Source organism: Pandoraea apista, assembly GCF_001465595.2.
GTDB classification, from domain to species: Bacteria; Pseudomonadota; Gammaproteobacteria; order Burkholderiales; family Burkholderiaceae; genus Pandoraea; species Pandoraea apista.
The window spans coordinates 4,784,862-4,803,173 of sequence record NZ_CP013481.2 but is presented as its reverse complement, the minus strand read 5'-3'; the positions used below and the strand labels follow the sequence as shown (position 1 = coordinate 4,803,173).

General features: G+C 63.2%; 14 protein-coding genes. 6 read left to right on the top strand and 8 right to left on the bottom strand.

Features of this window, described 5'->3' with window-relative positions:
- Positions 1-74: 74 nt before the first annotated feature.
- Positions 75-908 (bottom strand): aldo/keto reductase, encoded by an 834-nt coding sequence (locus AT395_RS21650; RefSeq protein WP_042114453.1) that lies wholly within the window; start codon positions 906-908, stop codon positions 75-77.
- 604 nt (positions 909-1,512) lie between these two features.
- Here AT395_RS21650 and AT395_RS21645 point away from each other — a divergent pair.
- A complete protein-coding gene (locus AT395_RS21645) occupies positions 1,513-2,085 on the top strand; it encodes a cytochrome b (protein WP_042114454.1) in 573 nt (190 codons plus the stop codon).
- Positions 2,086-2,169: 84 nt separating this feature from the next.
- On the opposite strand, the gene AT395_RS21640 is transcribed toward AT395_RS21645, so the two are convergent.
- The 7 genes from AT395_RS21640 to AT395_RS21610 form a co-directional block, all read right to left on the bottom strand.
- Positions 2,170-4,437, bottom strand: a complete 2,268-nt coding sequence (locus AT395_RS21640) for a TonB-dependent receptor family protein (protein ID WP_231606107.1) — start codon at positions 4,435-4,437, stop codon at positions 2,170-2,172.
- A gap of 362 nt (positions 4,438-4,799) precedes the next feature.
- Positions 4,800-5,297, bottom strand: a complete 498-nt coding sequence (locus AT395_RS21635) for a DUF2946 family protein (protein WP_048628656.1) — start codon at positions 5,295-5,297, stop codon at positions 4,800-4,802.
- A gap of 179 nt (positions 5,298-5,476) precedes the next feature.
- A complete protein-coding gene (locus tag AT395_RS21630) occupies positions 5,477-6,196 on the bottom strand; it encodes an OmpW/AlkL family protein (RefSeq protein WP_082117768.1) in 720 nt (239 codons plus the stop codon).
- A 139-nt stretch (positions 6,197-6,335) separates the two neighbouring features.
- Positions 6,336-6,965 (bottom strand): LutC/YkgG family protein, encoded by a 630-nt coding sequence (locus AT395_RS21625; RefSeq protein ID WP_048628657.1) that lies wholly within the window; start codon positions 6,963-6,965, stop codon positions 6,336-6,338.
- On the bottom strand, positions 6,962-8,371 hold the full coding sequence (locus AT395_RS21620; RefSeq protein WP_048628658.1) for a lactate utilization protein B: 1,410 nt from the start codon (positions 8,369-8,371) through the stop codon (positions 6,962-6,964). The genes AT395_RS21625 and AT395_RS21620 overlap by 4 nt, the downstream gene beginning before the upstream one ends.
- Positions 8,368-9,150, bottom strand: coding sequence for a (Fe-S)-binding protein (locus AT395_RS21615; protein WP_048628659.1), 783 nt, complete (start codon positions 9,148-9,150; stop codon positions 8,368-8,370). The genes AT395_RS21620 and AT395_RS21615 overlap by 4 nt, the downstream gene beginning before the upstream one ends.
- A gap of 79 nt (positions 9,151-9,229) precedes the next feature.
- Positions 9,230-10,933, bottom strand: coding sequence for a lactate permease LctP family transporter (locus tag AT395_RS21610; RefSeq protein WP_048628660.1), 1,704 nt, complete (start codon positions 10,931-10,933; stop codon positions 9,230-9,232).
- A 334-nt stretch (positions 10,934-11,267) separates the two neighbouring features.
- On the opposite strand from AT395_RS21610, the gene AT395_RS21605 reads away from it, so the two are divergent.
- The 5 genes from AT395_RS21605 to AT395_RS21585 all read left to right on the top strand — a co-directional run bounded on the left by AT395_RS21605 (position 11,268) and on the right by AT395_RS21585 (position 18,248).
- On the top strand, positions 11,268-11,984 hold the full coding sequence (locus AT395_RS21605) for a FadR/GntR family transcriptional regulator (protein ID WP_042117874.1): 717 nt from the start codon (positions 11,268-11,270) through the stop codon (positions 11,982-11,984).
- 58 nt (positions 11,985-12,042) lie between these two features.
- On the top strand, positions 12,043-14,622 hold the full coding sequence (locus AT395_RS21600) for a penicillin-binding protein 1A (RefSeq protein WP_376738378.1): 2,580 nt from the start codon (positions 12,043-12,045) through the stop codon (positions 14,620-14,622).
- A gap of 158 nt (positions 14,623-14,780) precedes the next feature.
- Positions 14,781-15,692, top strand: a complete 912-nt coding sequence (locus AT395_RS21595; RefSeq protein WP_042114461.1) for a LysR family transcriptional regulator — start codon at positions 14,781-14,783, stop codon at positions 15,690-15,692.
- A gap of 332 nt (positions 15,693-16,024) precedes the next feature.
- Positions 16,025-16,882, top strand: coding sequence for a class I SAM-dependent methyltransferase (locus AT395_RS21590; RefSeq protein WP_048628661.1), 858 nt, complete (start codon positions 16,025-16,027; stop codon positions 16,880-16,882).
- Positions 16,883-17,042: 160 nt separating this feature from the next.
- On the top strand, positions 17,043-18,248 hold the full coding sequence (locus tag AT395_RS21585) for an NAD-dependent formate dehydrogenase (protein WP_048628662.1): 1,206 nt from the start codon (positions 17,043-17,045) through the stop codon (positions 18,246-18,248).
- Positions 18,249-18,312: the final 64 nt, after the last annotated feature.

Sequence of the window (18,312 nt, the reverse complement as noted above, 5' to 3'; positions counted from 1 at the left end):
GCTAAAGCACGAAAGCGCCTAGTGTACTTCGTTGCCGGCGTGCGACCGGACGCCATCAAAAAACATGAATGCTCTCAGATCATCTCCAAGGGACGTTTGCGTGACGGCGGCTCGAAATGGTGATCGAGCAATGCGAGCTCCTCCGGGGTCAGATCGATGTCATGCGCCGCACGATTGGCGCGCACATGTGCCGCCGTGCTCGCCTTCGGGATCGCAATGACGCCTGGCCGGTGCAATACCCAGGCGAGCGCAATCTGCAACGGTTCGACGTGACGTGCGCGGGCAATATCGACCAATATCGGCTTTTTCGCGAGCCGCCCCTGTTCGATTGGCGAATAGGCCATCATCGGCATGCCGCGTTCGGCAAGCCACGAAGTGAGATCGTAATCCGGGCCCCGCCGTGAAAGGTTGTACAAGACCTGATTGGTCGCGCACGCGTTACCACCACGCGCGTCGAACAGTGCTTCCATGTCGTCCACGTCGAAGTTGCTTACGCCCCAATGCCGAATCTTGCCTGCCTGACGCAGGGTCTCGAACCCTGCAATCGTTTCCTCGAGCGGTATGTCGCCACGCCAATGCAGCAGGTAAAGGTCGAGACGATCGGTACCCAGTCGCTCGAGGCTGCGCTCGCAAGCCGCAATCACACCGCGCTGCGAGGCGTTGTGCGGATAGACCTTGCTTACGAGAAACACCTCGTCGCGTAGCCCGTCGAGCGCTTCGCCAACGAGGCGCTCGGTCGCACCCTCGCCATACATTTCAGCGGTATCTACAAGGGTCATGCCCAGCGAGACGCCGAGCCTCAGCGCTTCGATTTCCTCTCGCCGCCGCTCCGCCTTCTCACCCATCATCCACGTGCCCTGACCGAGCACGGGTACGGTTTCGCCTCCGGGAAATGAGATGTCTCGCATAGTCTGCCCTCCATGATTTTGACAACTATTATCGGCCCGCAGGTCGAGCCATGACCAGTGCTGTGAGGGGTACACGCAACACTTCGCGGTGGCGTCCTATCTTTTGAATCGGATTCGTCCTAAGCACGGCTCGGATGCACCCGCTATTGCGTTCGTGCACCGATTCTCTCGGATAGTTCACAGACTTTTTTTGATCCCTCCGCGATAAGCTGATTTCACCGATGCACATGGCGAATGTTGCTCCGCAGCGAGACGGCTCGGTGATGGCTCCAGCTATGTGTGTCGGACCTGTGACGATCAGTAGGGGGCTAGGTTTTTTGCGGCGTACGCAAAAAAAAGCCCCGAAATCGGGGCTTAAAGGCCGACCGGGCGAAGGTCGGCCAAGGAGGCTCATCTTGAGCGCGCGTATCGGATGCCGGTAAATCGATGGAAAGCCGTGCGCGCTTGAGACGTATTGTCGGCATGGCCGGACAGTTCGTGGGGAGGAGGAATCCGAATGCCAGGAGGAAATTTTGAGTAACAGCTGTGACGATTTGCGAGCTTTTCGCGTAACAGGGCGAACGTCATAATGGGGTACCCCAAAAACGGAAAGGGAATCTCCGAGATGGATAACGCGATCAAGTTCCGCTCGCACGGCTCGCCGCTCTCGCCGGACGAGCGCTATGCACCGCCCGCCCTCTTCTTTCACTGGGCGGTTGCGCTGCTCATCGTGATTGCCTATGCGGCGGTCATCGCGAAGGGGTATTTGCCGAAAGGCAGCGCGCAGCGTGCCTTGTCCATGACGATCCACGAGTGGGCCGGGGTCATGGTGCTGGTGCTGGCGGTACCGCGTCTGCTCTGGCGATTGATCAAGGGGGCACCGGGGCCGTTGCCCGGTCAGGGATGGCTGGTTCGCGCATCGTCGGGCGCGGTACATCTGCTGCTGTACCTATTCCTGTTCGCTCAGCCTGTGCTGGGATATCTCACACTCAATGCCGGGGGGCATGCGCTCATGATTCCCGGGCTGGATATTGCGCTACCGCAATTCATCGGGAAGGACGCTGAATTGAGACGGTCGATCAAGGATATTCACGAGACGATCGGCAACGCGTTCTATTGGGTCATTGGTTTGCACGCGCTGGCTGCGCTGTGGCATCACTACTTCCGCCGGGACGATACGCTGCGCCGTATGCTGTGACGCTGGCTGTCGTATCACTTGCCGGTGAGGCGCGCGCGACGCGTCTTCTGCGCCGCGCACGCCCGGGCATAAAGCCGGTGAGCGTCAGAATGCGAAGCGCACGCCCGCAAAAACGCTTCTGCCGTCGCCCGGATAGAAAACGGCGGTGTTGGCCGTACGGGCATCGGTCACGGTGCTGAAGTCGGTGACGTAACGCTTGTCGGTCAGGTTGCGGGCATCCACATAGAACGTTACGCCGCGCTGAATCAGATACGACGCCTGTACACCCAGCAATGTGTAGCCGGGCACGCGCATTGTGTTGGCGTAATCGACCCACGCGCCGTTAGGAACCCAGTCGAGCGATGCCGAGATCTGGAAGCGGTTCGACAATGCGTATCCGAGTGTCGTGCGCAGCACGTTCGTCGGTACCCCGGCGATGCGATTGTTGCCATATTGCGGGTCGTCGCGGAAGCGGAAATCGCTGTAATTCCAGATTTGCGACAGTGTGATTCGATCTCCGGTCGCCATCACGTTTTTGAACAGGTCCACTGCTGCGCCTACCTCGAGACCTTGCAACACCGTCTTGTTTGCGTTGAAGGTTGAGGCGGGAATGTCGGGCGACGTCGTGTACTGGAGCAATTGATCGCGCACGAGCGAACGATAGGCCGTCACGTCCCACGCCACGCGATCGAGCTTGCCGCGTGTACCGGCTTCAATCGTCCAGGCGTGTTGCGACGCGAGCGGAACGAAGCGGGAGGTCGTGCCAAATGTCTGCGACAGATCGGTGAAGTCCGGCACGTCGGCACTGCGGGTAATGTCGATGAAGGCCTGCACGTCCTTGCGCGGCTCCCACAGCAGCCCGATCTTCGGATTGACGCCCGAATAGGCGGCGCTCGTCGAGCGATAGTTCGGATCGCCGGGCAGGCCGCCGTAGTCGATGTATTGGCGCACGTCGCGGTAGGCTTTCGCGCCGATCATCAGGCCGAGCGTGGGCAGGAAGAACAGGCGGTTCTCGAAGTACGCCTCGTAGTTATAGGCGCTCTGACGGGAGTCGAGCGTTTGCGCGCCGCGATTGCCGTTCACGTTGACGTACTGGTCCGCTTTTGTGTTTCCGCCGAAGAAGCGTGCGCCGACGATGAGCTCGTTACGCATGCCTGCAAGCGTCAGGTTGGCCGTGTAGCGAGGTGCAACGCCGTAAGTCCAGCCGTCCTGATCGATCACTTGAAAGATCGGGTGATACAGGCTCTTGTGAATAACCCACGAGGCGATGTCGAGCTGACCGGTGTCGAAGCGAATGGACGTCAGGTTGCCCAGTCGTTCGGTGCGCGTGTTGCGCGCCTGATCGCCCGAGACAGCCGAGGCCGCCGCTTTCGTCGGATTGTTGAGCGCGTCGAACAGTGAGAGAGTGCCCGGTAGTTTCTGGTCGACGATGTAGGCGCCGAAGAAGAATCGGGTCTCGACGTTCGGCGAGAACTTGTAGCCAATGTTGGCGTTGATCTGTGCGTAATTGCCCTTGTCGTGGTCGCGGTAGCCGTCAGAGCGGTTCAGCGTAACCGTCGCGAGCGCATCCAGCGGACCGAAGATGCGAGACATCTGGCCGCTGGCACGCACGGTACCGAAGCTGCCGCCCTCAAGGCGGAACTGATTGGGTGCGTCTGCCGTGTAAGCCGTCGGGGTGACGAAGTTCAGGGCGCCGCCAAGCGTTGTCGAACCGTAGGTGAGGCCATTACCGCCCTTGTAGATTTCGGTCGAACGCAGTCCCATGGGGTCGATCTGGTAATAGTCGCCGCTGCCATCGGCCGAATTGGTCGGAATGCCGTCCTGCAGGATCTCGAGCCCGCGAACGTGATAGCCGCGTGCGATACCGGAGCCGCGAATCGATAAGCGCAGTTCCTGGCCATAGCGGTTCTGCACGTAGACACCTGGGGTGTCCTTAAGGATGTCGCGCAAGTTGAAGGCGTAAGTGTTCTGGTACGAATCGGCGTCGACGAACCCGACGGAGCCTGCGGTCTGGAAAAGGTTGGCCTTTTGCTCGGACACGCTCGGTGACGTGAGTGACGCCGGCGGTGCGGTCACCGTCGTGAGTGGCAGGGTGGCGGTGGGGGCGCCCGGTGCAGACGCCGCCGAGGGAACCGTTGCCTGCGCAAGGGATATTGCCGGTGCAAGCGTGGATGACTGCGTGTCCGGCGTCGACGAGACCGCGCGGGTGTCAGGATGGTCGCCGGTGTGCGCTGCTGCATGCGTTGCGTCGATCGTTACGCTCACGCCGGCGGTAGCCGGGTCGTTAGTCAGTGCGTGTGCCGTGCTGCCCAGCGAGGCGAGGGCAAGCGCGATGGCCGTTTGCAACGGCTTCTGTGTCATGGGACGTGACATTGAGGGTCTCTCTCGCGACCGTATGGCGGCCGCCTGATAATCGTGAAATGCCGAACGGCGGCTGTGCATCCCCGTAATCGGCGGGCATGGTAGCCATCCGCGTATCGCGGTGACAAAGCGCAGACGTGTCACGCCTGTCGTGCGCTGTTGTGCGCATGACATGTGACGCCGGCACGGATGACGAGGGCGACAGGGCGGCGCCCCGAAACGCGGGCGGCGCTGACACGGATCAAACGTGCTGCGTGGATGACATGAACGGCACCAACGGCGTTGTCACAGCGAATGCTGATAGCGACAAGACGAGCGAATGAAGCCCGATGCGCCCGGCAAGGCCTTCCGGCATCGACCGGAAGCGGAAAGAATCAGACGGCAGGAACGGGCGGCGCGCGTGCGAGGGCAGCAGAGAAACGGGTGCGCGGGTAATACGGCACCAGCACTCGGGGGGCGGTGACGATGTCAGCCTGCGCGGCAGGTGGAAGGGAGAGGAAATCGGTGGTGACGAGCGGCTGATGTGCCCAAAGCGCACAGTAGCCGCACTTTTCCCAATGATCGGAAGAGGCAAGCGAGTGACCTGCGCCCTCGTGGCTGCTATGCAGGCTCGCAGCCTGCGGCTGAGCAGGAGGGGCTTGTGCGTCGTCGTGGCCAGTGTGCCCGTCGTGCGCGGCTTCACGTTCGGCGTTGGCGCGCGGCGTCGTGCTCGTGCCAAGCGCCGCTTGCGTGCCCTGCACCGTGCAATAGACCGCAAACGGGTCCTGCTGCGTCGCGGCGCGCCATTGCGCAATCGCCGGCATGAGCGCTGCCAGCAGGATCGCCAGCAAGGCGATCCCGATTGCGACGCGATGCTGACGGAGCTTGCGCATGCCTGGGCCCGATAACGAAATGGGAAAAAACTAGGGAACCACGCATTGTAGGTGCTGTCGTCGAACGACGTAAATGCTTTGCGTTCTCATGTAGGGAATGCGCGACAATTTGCCGCATCGGGTGTCCGGCAAAAAAAGAGCGCCACAGCCCCCCGGCTTGTGGCGCTCTACACCGGATATCAGAACTTCAGACCCACACCGACGCCGACGATGAGCGGATCGATGTGCAACGTGCCGAGATCGGTGCCGGCGAGCGAGGTATCCGTCTTCATCCAGATCTTCTTGATGTCGATGTTGAAGAACAGATTCTTCGTCATCTGAATGTCCACCCCGGCCTGCAACGCCGGGCCGAAGCTGTGGTTCTTGATCGAGATCGGGGTGCCGCCCGCGTTCAGGTTGCTGTTCCAGAAGCGCGTGTAGTTGATGCCCGCGCCGACATACGGACGCACCTTGCCGGCGTGGTTGAAGTGGTATTGCAGCAGCAGTGTTGGCGGCAGTACGTTCACCCCGCCCAATTGACCGAGGTTCGAGGTGAGTTGATGACGCGACATGCCGAGAATGAGTTCGACGCCGACGTTATCGAGAATCATGTACGTGAAGTCGAGTTCCGGCACGATCGCGTTGTTCACCGTCACGCCCAGTGTCGGCAGTACGCTGCCGCTCGCATGCGAGTCCGGCATGATGCCGATGGCGCGCACGCGCGCAAGAATGTCGCCGGCATAGATGCCTTGCGAACTGTCCTTGATGAAGCCGAAGGTCTTCTCCGACGAGGGCGCCCCGCTGTCTGCTGCGGTTGACTGGGCTGGCGGGTTGGCTTGCGCCGAGGCGGATGCGCTGAAAAAGGTGGCGCCGGTAATGAGCGCGGCTGCGATGGCCGTGGCACCGAGGGAGTGCTTCATGATGTTTTCCAAAGTCGTGAGTGAGCACGACCGATGGTAGAAGCAGGCCCCTGCGGCGAACTTGATGCGCGTCAAGCGCAGGAAAACGCGATGGAACTGTGCGACAAACTGTCGCGCATCGGTGTTGCGTTCCCGACGATCAGTCGCGCGCGAGCATCACGACCGTGAGCGAGCGTACGCCCTGGGCACCTTGAATCAGCACGCCTTCGATATCGGCGGTAGCCGATGGTCCCGTGACGAGCACCGCATAGCGTGCCGTTGCGAAGTCGGGCAGGCGATAGACGTCCTGCAACCCGTCGACGATATCGCGTGGATCGAGCAACACCACGAGATGCTGTACGAGATAGCCGAGGGCGTTGACACCGTACTCCTGCTCGGAGAGCCAGACCGACCCGGTCTCGGCGACCCCGAAGCGCGCACGAACGATACCGACGTCGACGTCGTGCAGCGACGCCGGTGAGCGCAAGACGTCGAGGGGGCGTGCCGACGCGGCTTCCGGTGTTGCTGTCACAAGCGTCAGGCCGGGGAAGCGTTCTGCGAGCCAGGTGGTTAAGGCGTGCGCATTGTCGAGCGTTGCGAGTTTGCCGCCCATGGCGGCGAGATGGTTGCCAAAGCGTTCGCATCGGTCGCCGGCAGGTGTCTCGAAGAGAGGAAGGTCCGGCAAGGGAAACCGTTCGCGAGCGCCTTGGGCAGGGTGTTCGTCGTCGCGTAACGCCACGCGCTGCGCGGCGCGCACGCGCACGAGAAATTCTTCGCGGGAAGTGTTCATGTTCGGTCCTTGCGTCCGGCGTCGGTCGACTTCCGGTTGGCGTCGTACCAGTCGCGGAACGTTTGTTTCGGCGCCTCGGGGAGGTCGCGGCCTTTGCCCCATGTGTTGAGCGGGTTGTAGAGCAGCATGTTGGGCAGACGATGCAACGCAGTATTCATGGATTTGACCGACGTGCGATACAGCACCGGATTGGCGAGCATTTTCCCGGCCACTTTGATCAGGCTGCGTTTGACACGCGGCAGTTCGCCTTCCTCGGCGACGATCTGGCGCCACTTGTACAACTGCTCGTGAATGTTGATGCGCACCGGGCAAACGTTGGTGCAACTGCCGTTCATCGTCGACGCAAACGGAAGTGCGCTGTAGCGTTTGAGGTCGTAGGCCGGATTGAGAATCGCGCCGATCGGCCCGGCATAGGTGCTGCCGTACGACAGACCGCTGCTGCGACGGTAGACCGGGCAAGTATTCATGCACGCGCCGCAGCGGATGCACTTGAGCGAGTACCAGAAGTCATCCATCGCCAGTCGGGCCGAGCGGCCGTTGTCGACAATGACGAAGTGCATCTCGGTACCGGGGCGCGGCGCGCGAAAGTGCGATGTGTATTGCGTGATCGGCGACCCCAGAGCGCTGCGCGACAGCAGGCGCACGAATACGCCGAGATCGGCCATGCGCGGAATCAGCTTCTCGATGCCGATGGAGACGATATGCACCGGTGGCACGTTGGCGGACAAGTCCGCATTGCCTTCGTTGGTGCACACCACGACCGTGCCCGTTTCCGCAACGGCAAAGTTGCATCCGGTCATGCCCGCACCGGCCTCGAGAAACGCCGGACGCGTGGTCCGGCGCTGACTCTCTGCCAGATAGTGAACGTCGTCGTTATCCGGATCGGTGCCGAGCGTGCGGCCGAACAATTGTGCGACGTCGCCTCGCAGCTTGTGCACCGCGGGCACGACCACGTGCGACGGCGGTTGTTTGTCGAGTTGCTGAATGCGCTCGCCAAGGTCGGTTTCCATCACGGAGATGCCACGCGGTTCAAGATACTCGCGCAACTCGCATTCGTCGGTGAGCATCGACTTGCTTTTGACAAGCGTTCTGACGTCGTGCGCCGCGAGAATGCCATGCACGATCGCGTTGTGCGCGGCGGCATCGAGCGCCCAGTGCACCTTCACGCCGTTCGCCTCGGCTCGCGCGGTGAACTGATCGAGATAGTCGCCGAGGCGCGATAGTGTATGTTCCTTGATCTGCGACGCGAGTGTGCGTAGTGTCTCCCATTCGCCGATGGACGCCGCCTGCGCGTCGCGCTTCATGCGCAGGTCCCAGAGACGCTTGTCGTGAAACGCCACATGTTCCGTTTTCGCGAGAAACGCTTCGGCGTTCTTTGCGTGATTCACGCGTGCTGCCGTGCTCATGCCGTCACCTCGTCGTGCGCCGTGAGCGACAGTGCGCCAACGTTTACCCCATTGAGCACCTGCGCGATGTGAAGGAAGCGCATCGGTGTCTGTGTGCGCGCGGCACATCCCTTCTGATGCATCAGGCAGGACATATCGGCAGAGACGATGAACTGCGCGCCGGCATCGAGATGGTCGCGCACCTTGTCCTGCCCCATCTTCACGGAGATGGCTTGCTCGGACACGGAGAAGGTGCCGCCAAAGCCGCAGCATTCGTCGGGACGGCGAGGGGCGGCGAAGCGAATGCCGCGCACACCTTCGAGCAGGGTGCGGGCTTTGGACCAGGGCTCGCCGGGAATCTCGCTGGCCGACGCCGCGTGCAGATGCCGAATGGCGCTGCAACTGTTGTGAAGGCCGACGGTGTGCGCAAAGCTGGCCCAGGGGAAGTCGCGCACCTTGAGCACGTCGTGAAGGAATTCGGTGAGTTCGTAGGTGTTGGCGCGAACGGCGGCAATGCGTTCCGACTCGCCCGCCGCCGTCAGATGCTGGCGAACGTGATGCACGCAACTCGACGAGGGCGCCACGATGTAGTCGTAGCCGGCGAAATTGTCGACGAAGAGCGCTTCGGCGCCGGCGGCGTCGGCTTCGCAGCCGTTGTTCGCCAGCGGCTGCCCGCAGCAAGTCTGACGACGCGGATAATCGACCGTCACGCCGAGTTTCTCAAGCAGTTCCAGGGTGGCGATGCCCACTTCGGGAAACAGTGCATCGATGAAACAGGGGACGAACAGGGCCGCTTTCATGGGGTTCTCCAACAGGGGACGACACACTCGCCGCCGCGCACCAACGGCGCGGCGGCGAGTGCCTGCAACAACGACAGGCTTAATGCACCAGCATCCCCGTGAGCCAGTACGCCTGCACCAGGGTGATCAGACCGGCGAGCACGACGAACATCAGGCTGTGCCACACAGTGAAGCGGAACAGATCGGCTTCCTTGCCGATCAGGCCGGTTGCCGCACATGCCACGGCAATCGACTGAGGGGAAATCATCTTGCCGGTCACGCCGCCGGTCGTATTCGCGGCAACGAGCAGCGTGTTCGATACCCCGATCTGCTGCGCCGTAGTGCTTTGCAGGCCGGAGAAGAGCGCGTTGGACGACGTGTCGGAACCCGTCAGGAATACGCCCAGCCAGCCAAGCAGCGGCGAGAAGAACGGGAATGCCGCGCCCGTGTGGGCAAGCAACAGCGCCAGCGTGGTCGACATGCCCGAGTAGTTCATGACAAATGCGAACGCCAGCACGAGCCCGATGGCCAGCACCGGCTTGCGCAGTTCCGACACGGTCTCGAACAAGCTCTTCATACCCGCAGCCGGTGTCATGCGAAGCAGGGCCATCGAGAGCAGCGCCGCGATGAAGATCGCCGTGCCGGTGGCCGAGAGGGCGTCCCACTTGAAGATGGCGTCCATGGGCGTTGGCGTGGCGACGATCGGTGCCGCTTTCGCGACAAGGCGATCCAGCCCGGGCACATGCAGCGACGGCACCGTCCACGCGAGCGGACCGGTCTTGGCGAACAACGCCTTGAAGCCCGGCAGACTCCAGATCGTGACCATGCCGGTGAGAATCAGGAACGGCGACCACGCGCGCATGATCTGGCCGGTGGTGTAGGGCGACGACTTCGCGCTGCGGCCCAGACCGCCACCGTCACCGAAGCCGCCCAGCGCAGCCGTGCCGCCCGAGGCGCTCACGCTCGTATGTGCGCGTGCTGCCGACGTCTTCGGCTGCCAGACCTTCAGGAAGCCCGCCAGACACACGAGCGAGAAGAGCGACGAAATGATGTCCGGCAGCTCGGGGCCGATGTGGTTCGAAGAGAAGTACTGCGCGACCGCGAAGCTGCCGCCGGCGACGAGCGCGGCTGGCCACGTTTCTTTCACCCCACGCTTGCCGTCCATAATGAACACGAGCCAGAACGGCACGAAGGCGGAGAGCAACGGTAACTGACGTCCAGCCATGGCCCCGATATGGAACGGATCGATGCCGCTCACCTGACCGGCGACGATGATCGGAATGCCCATCGCACCGAAGGCGACGGGCGCGGTGTTGGCGATCAGGCACAACCCAGCGGCATAGAGCGGCTGGAAGCCGAGCCCCACGAGCAGGGCGGCGGTGATGGCCACCGGCGCACCGAAGCCCGCCGCGCCCTCGAGAAACGCGCCGAACGAGAAGCCGATCAACAGCATCTGCAACCGCTGGTCGTCGGTGAGCGACACCACCGAGCTGCGAATGATGTCGAACTGCCCTGTCTTGACGACCACACGATAAAGAAACACCGCCGTGATGATGATCCAGGCGATGGGCCAAAGGCCGTAAGCGAAGCCGTAGACCGCCGACATGGCCGCCATCTTCGCGGGCATGCCGAAGTAGGCGACGGCGATCACGAGGGAAAGCGCTACGGTCAGGGCACCTGCCGTGTGCGCCTTCATGCGCAAGCCGGCCAGCGCCACGAAAAATACGACAATCGGTAACGCGGCCATGAGTGCCGCGATCCATAGCGTGCCACCCGGCACGTAGTTCTGTACCCACACTTCCACTTACGTCTCCTCGATTTGGTGATCGATTGCTTTGACGCCTGTTCAGGCTATGTTGCCGTGCGTGCGGCCGCGTTCAGTGCCGGTGGCACGACGGTTTGCGCAGACGTGCTGTCCGGCTGCCGCGATGATCGACACCTGAGAATCGTTCGGGCAAACTGGTCGTACCAGTTGCCGTGATTGACGAGGGACAGCGCAGAATCGCGGCATACCCAGAACATGCGTCAACGGCGCACGCGCCGGGGCTGCCATGCTCGCGCAGCGCAACGGGATGGCCGTGCGGCGCCGTTGCACGCATCCCGCCGAACGCACTTCACCTGCCGCAGGAGACATCACCGTGAGCGGTCCCACTCTGACCGAGCGCATTACGCGCGAGCTCGAAACCCGATTAATCGAAGGCGTTTGGTCGCCGGGCGAGCGCATTCCGTCCGAGCGTGCGCTGGCCGAGTCGTTGGGTGTGGCACGCTCTACGGTTCGTGCAGCGCTACAGCGGCTGATTGCTCGCGGGCTGCTCAAGACGCGCGCTGCCTCGGGGGTCTACGTGTCCGATCGTTTGCAGACCGGGTTGATTTCCCCTTGGCGCCAATTGGTGGGCGACCATCCGGAGCTTCGTCCGGACATGTTGGAGTTTCGTCTGATGCTGGAGGGCACTACGGCCTACCTGGCGGCCGTGCGCGCCACGGAGGAAGATCTTGCGCGCATGGGCGAACTGGTCGATGGGCTGGTGGATGCGCACAAGCGCGGCGATACCGTACTCGAATCGCGACTCGACGGCGACTTTCATACGGCGCTCGCGAACGCATCGCACAACGCCATGCTCCGTCACTTGCAAGGCAGCGTGGTCAAGATGCTCTACGAGCACATTTCGCTGAACAACGCGGGACTGTTCGAGTTACGGGAACAGGCGTCGGAGAGCATCCTCGCGCAGCATCTCGCGCTTTGGGAGGCGATTCGCACACGCCAGCCGGAGGAGGCGCGCCGCATCATGCGCGAGCACATCGGCTTCGTATGGCGCAAGCTCGAGCCGGACTCGCCGGTGCCGATCGTGCCCTGAGCCTGGCTGACGTGCCTGCCGGTTTTGGTAGGATGCGGACTTTGCCACGCGTTCCCCCATCGTGAAGCGCCCGATTTCGTCGCTGTTGCATGCCGCCGCCCAGGCGGGCCGGCATGGTCTCCGTCTCCTGCAACCCCTGCAGCCGTATGCGGCACGCGCGTGGTATCACCTGCGCCATCCCACACGTCGCGGCGTACTCATCGCCGTCGCGGCCGTGCCGTGCCTGCTCGTGGCCTACACGTTGATCCTGATTCCGTTCACGCCGGGCATTCGCGACATCCGGCGCGCGAAGGTCGATCAGCCGGCGCAAATCTTGTCGATGGACGGCAAGCTGCTCGCGGAATTCCGGCCGTCAAACCGCGAGTGGGTGGCGCTCAAGGACGTGTCGCCGAATGTGGTGAAGGCGCTGATCGCGACCGAGGACCATCGCTTCTACGAGCACCACGGTATCGATCTGAAGCGCACTGCGTCGGCGGCGTTGCACACGTTCTCCGGCGATCGTCAGGGCGGTTCGACCATCACGCAGCAACTCGCGCGCAATCTTTATCCGGACGACATCGGCCGCGCGCCCACGCTCACGCGCAAGCTCAAGGAAGCGATTACCGCACTCAAGATCGAGGCGCTTTACACAAAGCCCGAGATTCTCGAGACCTATCTGAATACGGTGCCGTTTCTGTACAACGCGTACGGCATTGAGATGGCGGCACGCACATATTTCGATAAGTCTGCCGATCAGCTCGACGTGCTGGAGGCCGCCACGCTCGTCGGCATGCTCAAGGGCAACAGCTATTACAACCCCGTCATCAACCCCGAGCGCGCCTTGCAGCGTCGCAATACGGTGCTGGCGCAGATGGTCAAGTTCGGAGACCTCGACGCCTCGAAGCTTGCCGCATTGCAGAAGCGAGCGCTGCGCATCGACTTCGAGCGGCAGACCGAAGCGCCGGGACCGGCGCCGCACTTCGCACAGCAATTGCGCAAGTGGCTTATCGGCTGGGCGGATCGTAACGGCTATAACATCTACTCCGATGGCCTGGTCGTGCACACCACTATCGATTCGCGGTTGCAGACGATGGCGACACAGGCGCTGACGCGTCAGGCCAACCAGTTGCAGGGCATAGCCGACGCGAACTGGTCGGCACGCGGTGGATGGCGCGACAGCACGGGGCTGGTGCAGGCCTTTGTGCGCGAGTCGGCGGAATATCGCAACGCAGTCGCCGGGGGCGAAGCGCCCGAGGCGGCGATGAAGCGTCTGCTCGCAGACAAGACGTTCATGCAAAACCTGCGTACGACGAAAACCCGCGTGCAAGCGGGTTTTCTGGCCGTCGATCCGCGCACGGGGGAGATTCGCGCGTGGGTCGGCAGCCGCGACTTTACGACGGATCCGTTCGATCACGTACAGCAGGCACGCCGTCAGCCAGGCTCGACCTTCAAGCCGTTCGTCTACGGTGCGGCCTTCGTCAAAGGCAGAACACCGGACGATACGATCGTCGATCAGGTGGTCGAGATTCCGCTCGCGGGCGGCGAAATCTGGCGGCCCAGCGACGACAGCGCGCCGACCAACAAGCCGATGACGTTGCGCGACGCACTCGCGCAGTCGCGTAACACTGTCACGGCACAACTGATGCAGGATGTCGGGCCGTCGCGCGTGGCCGGGCTGGCGCGGGCGATGGGGGTGCGCGAGAGCAAGCTCGAGCCGGTGCCGTCGCTCGCGCTGGGCACGAGTCCGGTGTCTCTCAAGGAAATGGTGGCGGCCTACGGCACGATTGCCGACGGTGGCGAGTATCGCGAGCCCACGATGGTCACCGAGATCACGAACGGCGAGGGCGATGTGTTGGCGACGTTCTCGCCCGCGCGCCCCGAACGGGCGCTCTCCGCGAACGACGACTACACGCTGCTCGACACCATGCGCGGTGTGATCAATCGCGGCACGGGCAATGCGATCCGTACGCGCTTCGGCATTCGCGCCGACGTAGCGGGCAAGACCGGCACGACGCAGGACAACGCCGACGGCTGGTTCATCCTCATGCAACCGCAGTTGGTGGCGGGGGCGTGGGTCGGTTTCAACGACAGCCGTATCACGCTGCGCAGCGACTACTGGGGACAGGGCGCGCATAGCGCACTACCGATTGTCGGCGATGTCTTCTCGCGGGCGTTACGTGCGAAGGTGATCGACGCGAACGCGAAATTCGAAGCGCCGGACAATCATCATTGGTACAGCGACTGGTGGACGCATGCCGCCGCCTGGGTCACGGGACTTTTTGCGAAGCATCCTGAGCCGGATGCCCGGCCGAAGGCACCGGCGAAGCGTTCTGCGGCGCCCGCGTCTGTGCCTGCGCCGCCGGTATCGCCGGTATCGCCGGTATCGACACCCGACGCCGCGAGCGACAGCGGGCCCTTGCCCGTGCCGGTCGCCTCCGCCGTGCTGGCCCAGCCGGCGTCCGCATTGCCCGCAAGTGCGCCGCGCGGCAACACGATTCCCGGCGTGCCGGGGGAATGGAACGGGCCGGGCGGTGTGTCGTCGAATAACGGGCCTTCGTCCTCCTCCTCAGGGGGCGAAGCGTCGCCTTCGCTGCCCGCGCCGCCTGCCTTGTCGCCCTCCGCAACGACACGTCCCGCCTCTCCCGCTCCCGCGCCTTAATCCGGAGGTGCGAAGCCATCCGCCCGTGGTTCGCCGGGCGGATTTGCCATAACAGTTATGCGGCATTCTCATGACCGGCCGCGCATGGCCTGCGTTATATTCAAGAAGATATAGCGCAGGCGGATGCGTCTGCCACGACACCGGGGAGGACGCGGGCCATGTTCATTCGGCAATTGAGTTATCTCGTGGCGCTTTCGCAGGCGCAGCACTTTCGTCGTGCGGCGGAACTGTGCAACGTGTCGCAACCCACGTTGTCCGGCGCGATCCGCAGTATCGAGGAAGAGTTCGGCCTGCCGATCGTGCGGCGCGGACGCCGTTTTGAAGGCTTCACCCCGGAAGGCGAGCGTGTGCTGGCGTGGGCGCGCCAGGTGCTGGCTGATTGCGAGGGCTTGCGGCAGGAGGCGAGCGCGAGCCGCCGTGAAGTCGCCGGGTGTCTGCGCATCGGCGCAATACCGACGGCGCTGCCGCTCGTGCCGCTGCTGACCGATGCCTGTCTGCGCGATTTCCCCGGTATGCGTCACGAGGTCTACACGCTCTCCGCGACGCAGGCGCTGCGCCAGCTTTCCGAACTCGATCTGGACGTGGGATTGAGTTATCTCGACGATCCCCGACTGCGCGAATTCGAGACCATTCCCCTGTTTCGCGAGCGATACGTGCTGATTGCGCGCGACGAATCCGCGTTGGCCGGGCGCACCTCGCTGTCGTGGCACGAGGCGGCGAAGCTGCCGCTGTGTCTGCTCACCGGCAACATGCAATGCCGTCAGGGTATCGACGCGGCGCTGGCGCGGGCGGGCACGTCGGCGTTGCCGCGTGTGGAGACGGATTCGCTCATGGCGCTGTATGCGCATGTCCGATGTGCCGATCTCTTCAGCATCGTGCCGCATAGCGTGCTATGTCTCGCCGAGATGCGCGACGAGTTGCACGCCGTGCCGTTGCAGCCCGCGCTGCACCGCGAGATCGGCCTGATTCTGCGCGAACGGCAGCCGCGTCCGCCATTGCTCGCCGCCGCAATCGCGTCGTTCCGGTCGGTCGATTTGCAAACGCGCCTGGACGCCCTGTTGCCGGCGTAAGCGTGCAGCGCAGGCGTCAGGCAACGCCATGCCGGGGCATGCAATTCCGCGTATGACGCTTCTCGTGCGCAACGAAGGCCCGGTCGGGTACCTCCAGATCGTTCGCTTCGACGGCCCGATGCCATCGGGCACCGTGACCTATCACGACGCCTTCGGCGCTACGGCGTAACGTAACGTTAGGCAATCCGCATCGCCCGCAAAAAAGCCCTTGACCTGAAGTCGGCTTGAGTTGGCAGACTTCGGCCTATGCGCAGAGCCGGACGGATCGCGGGACATCATGGGGATCGACTGGCGTTCGTTCGGTGCGCATCTTTACGAGACGAGGTTTTCAAATGACTGCATCCGTCAATCACGATCAGGCTGCGCTATGGAACGGCGGCTCGGGGAGCGCCTGGGTCGACAACCGCGTCACGCTCGATCAGATGTTCGTGCCGCTCGCACGATTCCTCATTGATCGCGCGCGCGAAACGGCCCGGCAGGTGCCCTCGGGACGATTGCTCGACGTCGGGTGCGGCACCGGCGGCACGACGCTTGCGCTTTGCACCGCGCTCGGCGAGCAGTGGCAATTCACCGGCGCCGACATCTCCGCACCGATGATCGACGTCGCCCGATCGCGCGCCGCGCATGCGCGGGCACCCGTCGAGTTCATCAGTGCCGACGCGCAGACGCACGTATTCCCGCCAGCGCGCTTTGACCTCATCGTCTCGCGACTCGGTGTGATGTTCTTCGACGACCCGGTCGCCGCATTCGCCAACCTGCGCGCTGCGGCGCGACCTGGCGCGGCGCTGCATGCGCTCGCTTGGCGCAGTCCGGCCGAGAATCCGTTCATGACCGTGGCCGAACGCACGGCAGCGCCGCTGCTCGCCGGTCTGCCGCCGCGTGTGCCCGGCGCGCCGGGACAATTCGGGTTTGCGGATCGCGAACGTGTCGGGCAGATACTGGTCGCGAGCGGGTGGGACGACGTCACGCTCACGGCCGTGCAATTCGAATGTACGTTTGCGCAAGCCGATCTGCGCGCATATGCGTCTCGCCTTGGCCCTGTCGGACAGGTGCTCGCCCGGCTGGCGCCGCAGGATCGTGAGCCAGTGATCGACGCGCTGGTCGACGCCTACGCGCCGTTCGTCGAGAGCGGCAAGGTGCACTTTACTTCGGCGTGCTGGCACATGGCGGCGCGCGCTCCCCGTCTCTAAACCGGTTCGCTCGGTGTTGATAGGTCTCGCCGATCGACCGATCGGCCGGAACGATTTTCCAAGCCTGTCTGCGGCGCCCATCATGGGCCTCAATGCAGCGACGTCGCAATGCGTCGCCAACGCAGACATCTTGTAGATAATCATTCAGGAGCGAGACACCATGGCCAAGATTGTGTGTGTGCTTTACGACGATCCCGTCACCGGATACCCGACGAGCTACGCCCGCGACGATCTGCCGAAGATCGAATGCTATCCCGATGGTCAGACGCTGCCGACGCCGCGCGCCATCGACTTCCAGCCGGGGGCACTGCTCGGCAGCGTGTCGGGCGAACTGGGCTTGCGCAAATACCTCGAATCGAACGGCCATCAATTGGTGGTGACGTCGAGCAAGGACGGCGATAACAGCGTGCTCGACCGCGAGTTGGCCGACGCCGAAATCGTGATCTCGCAACCGTTCTGGCCCGCTTACATGACGGCCGAGCGGATCCGGCGCGCGAAGCAACTGAAGATGATCGTGACCGCCGGCATTGGCTCGGATCACACCGATCTGCAAGCCGCGATGGAACACGGCATCACGGTCGCGGAAGTCACGTATTGCAACAGCAACAGCGTTGCCGAACACGTGATGATGACGACGCTTGCGCTGGTGCGCAACTATCTGCCGTCGTACCACCGGGTACTTGAGGGCGGATGGAATATTGCCGATTGCGTCGAGCGTTCGTACGACCTGGAAGGCATGCATGTGGGTACGGTCGCCGCTGGGCGGATCGGCTTGCGCGTGCTGCGTTTGATGAAGCCGTTCGGCACGCATCTGCACTATCTCGATCGCCACCGGCTGCCGGCATCCGTCGAGAAGGAGTTGAACCTCACGCACCACACGAGCCTCGAGAGCCTCGCGAAGGCTTGCGACGTGGTCACGCTGAACTGCCCGCTTCACCCGGAAACGGAGCACATGATCAACGCCGACAGCCTGAAGCACTTCAAGCGCGGTGCGTATCTGATCAACACGGCACGCGGCAAGCTGTGCGATCGCGACGCGGTGGCGGCGGCACTGGAAAGCGGCCAGCTTGCCGGCTACGGCGGCGACGTGTGGTTCCCGCAACCGGCGCCGGCCGACCATCCGTGGCGGAAAATGCCTCACCACGGCATGACACCGCACATCTCCGGCACGAGCCTTTCGGCGCAAACGCGGTATGCCGCGGGCACGCGCGAGATTCTCGAGTGCTACTTCGAGAATCGTCCGATTCGCAATGAGTACCTCATCGTGCAGGGCGGCAAGCTCGCCGGGGTCGGGGCTCACTCGTACAGTGCCGGTAACGCCACCGGTGGCTCGGAAGAGGCGGCGCGCTTCAGGAAGTCGGCCTGACGCTCGCGTCGAGCCTGAAGGTTCACGGCGTCAACGCAGTATGGCAATACCCGCCGGGTCGTCG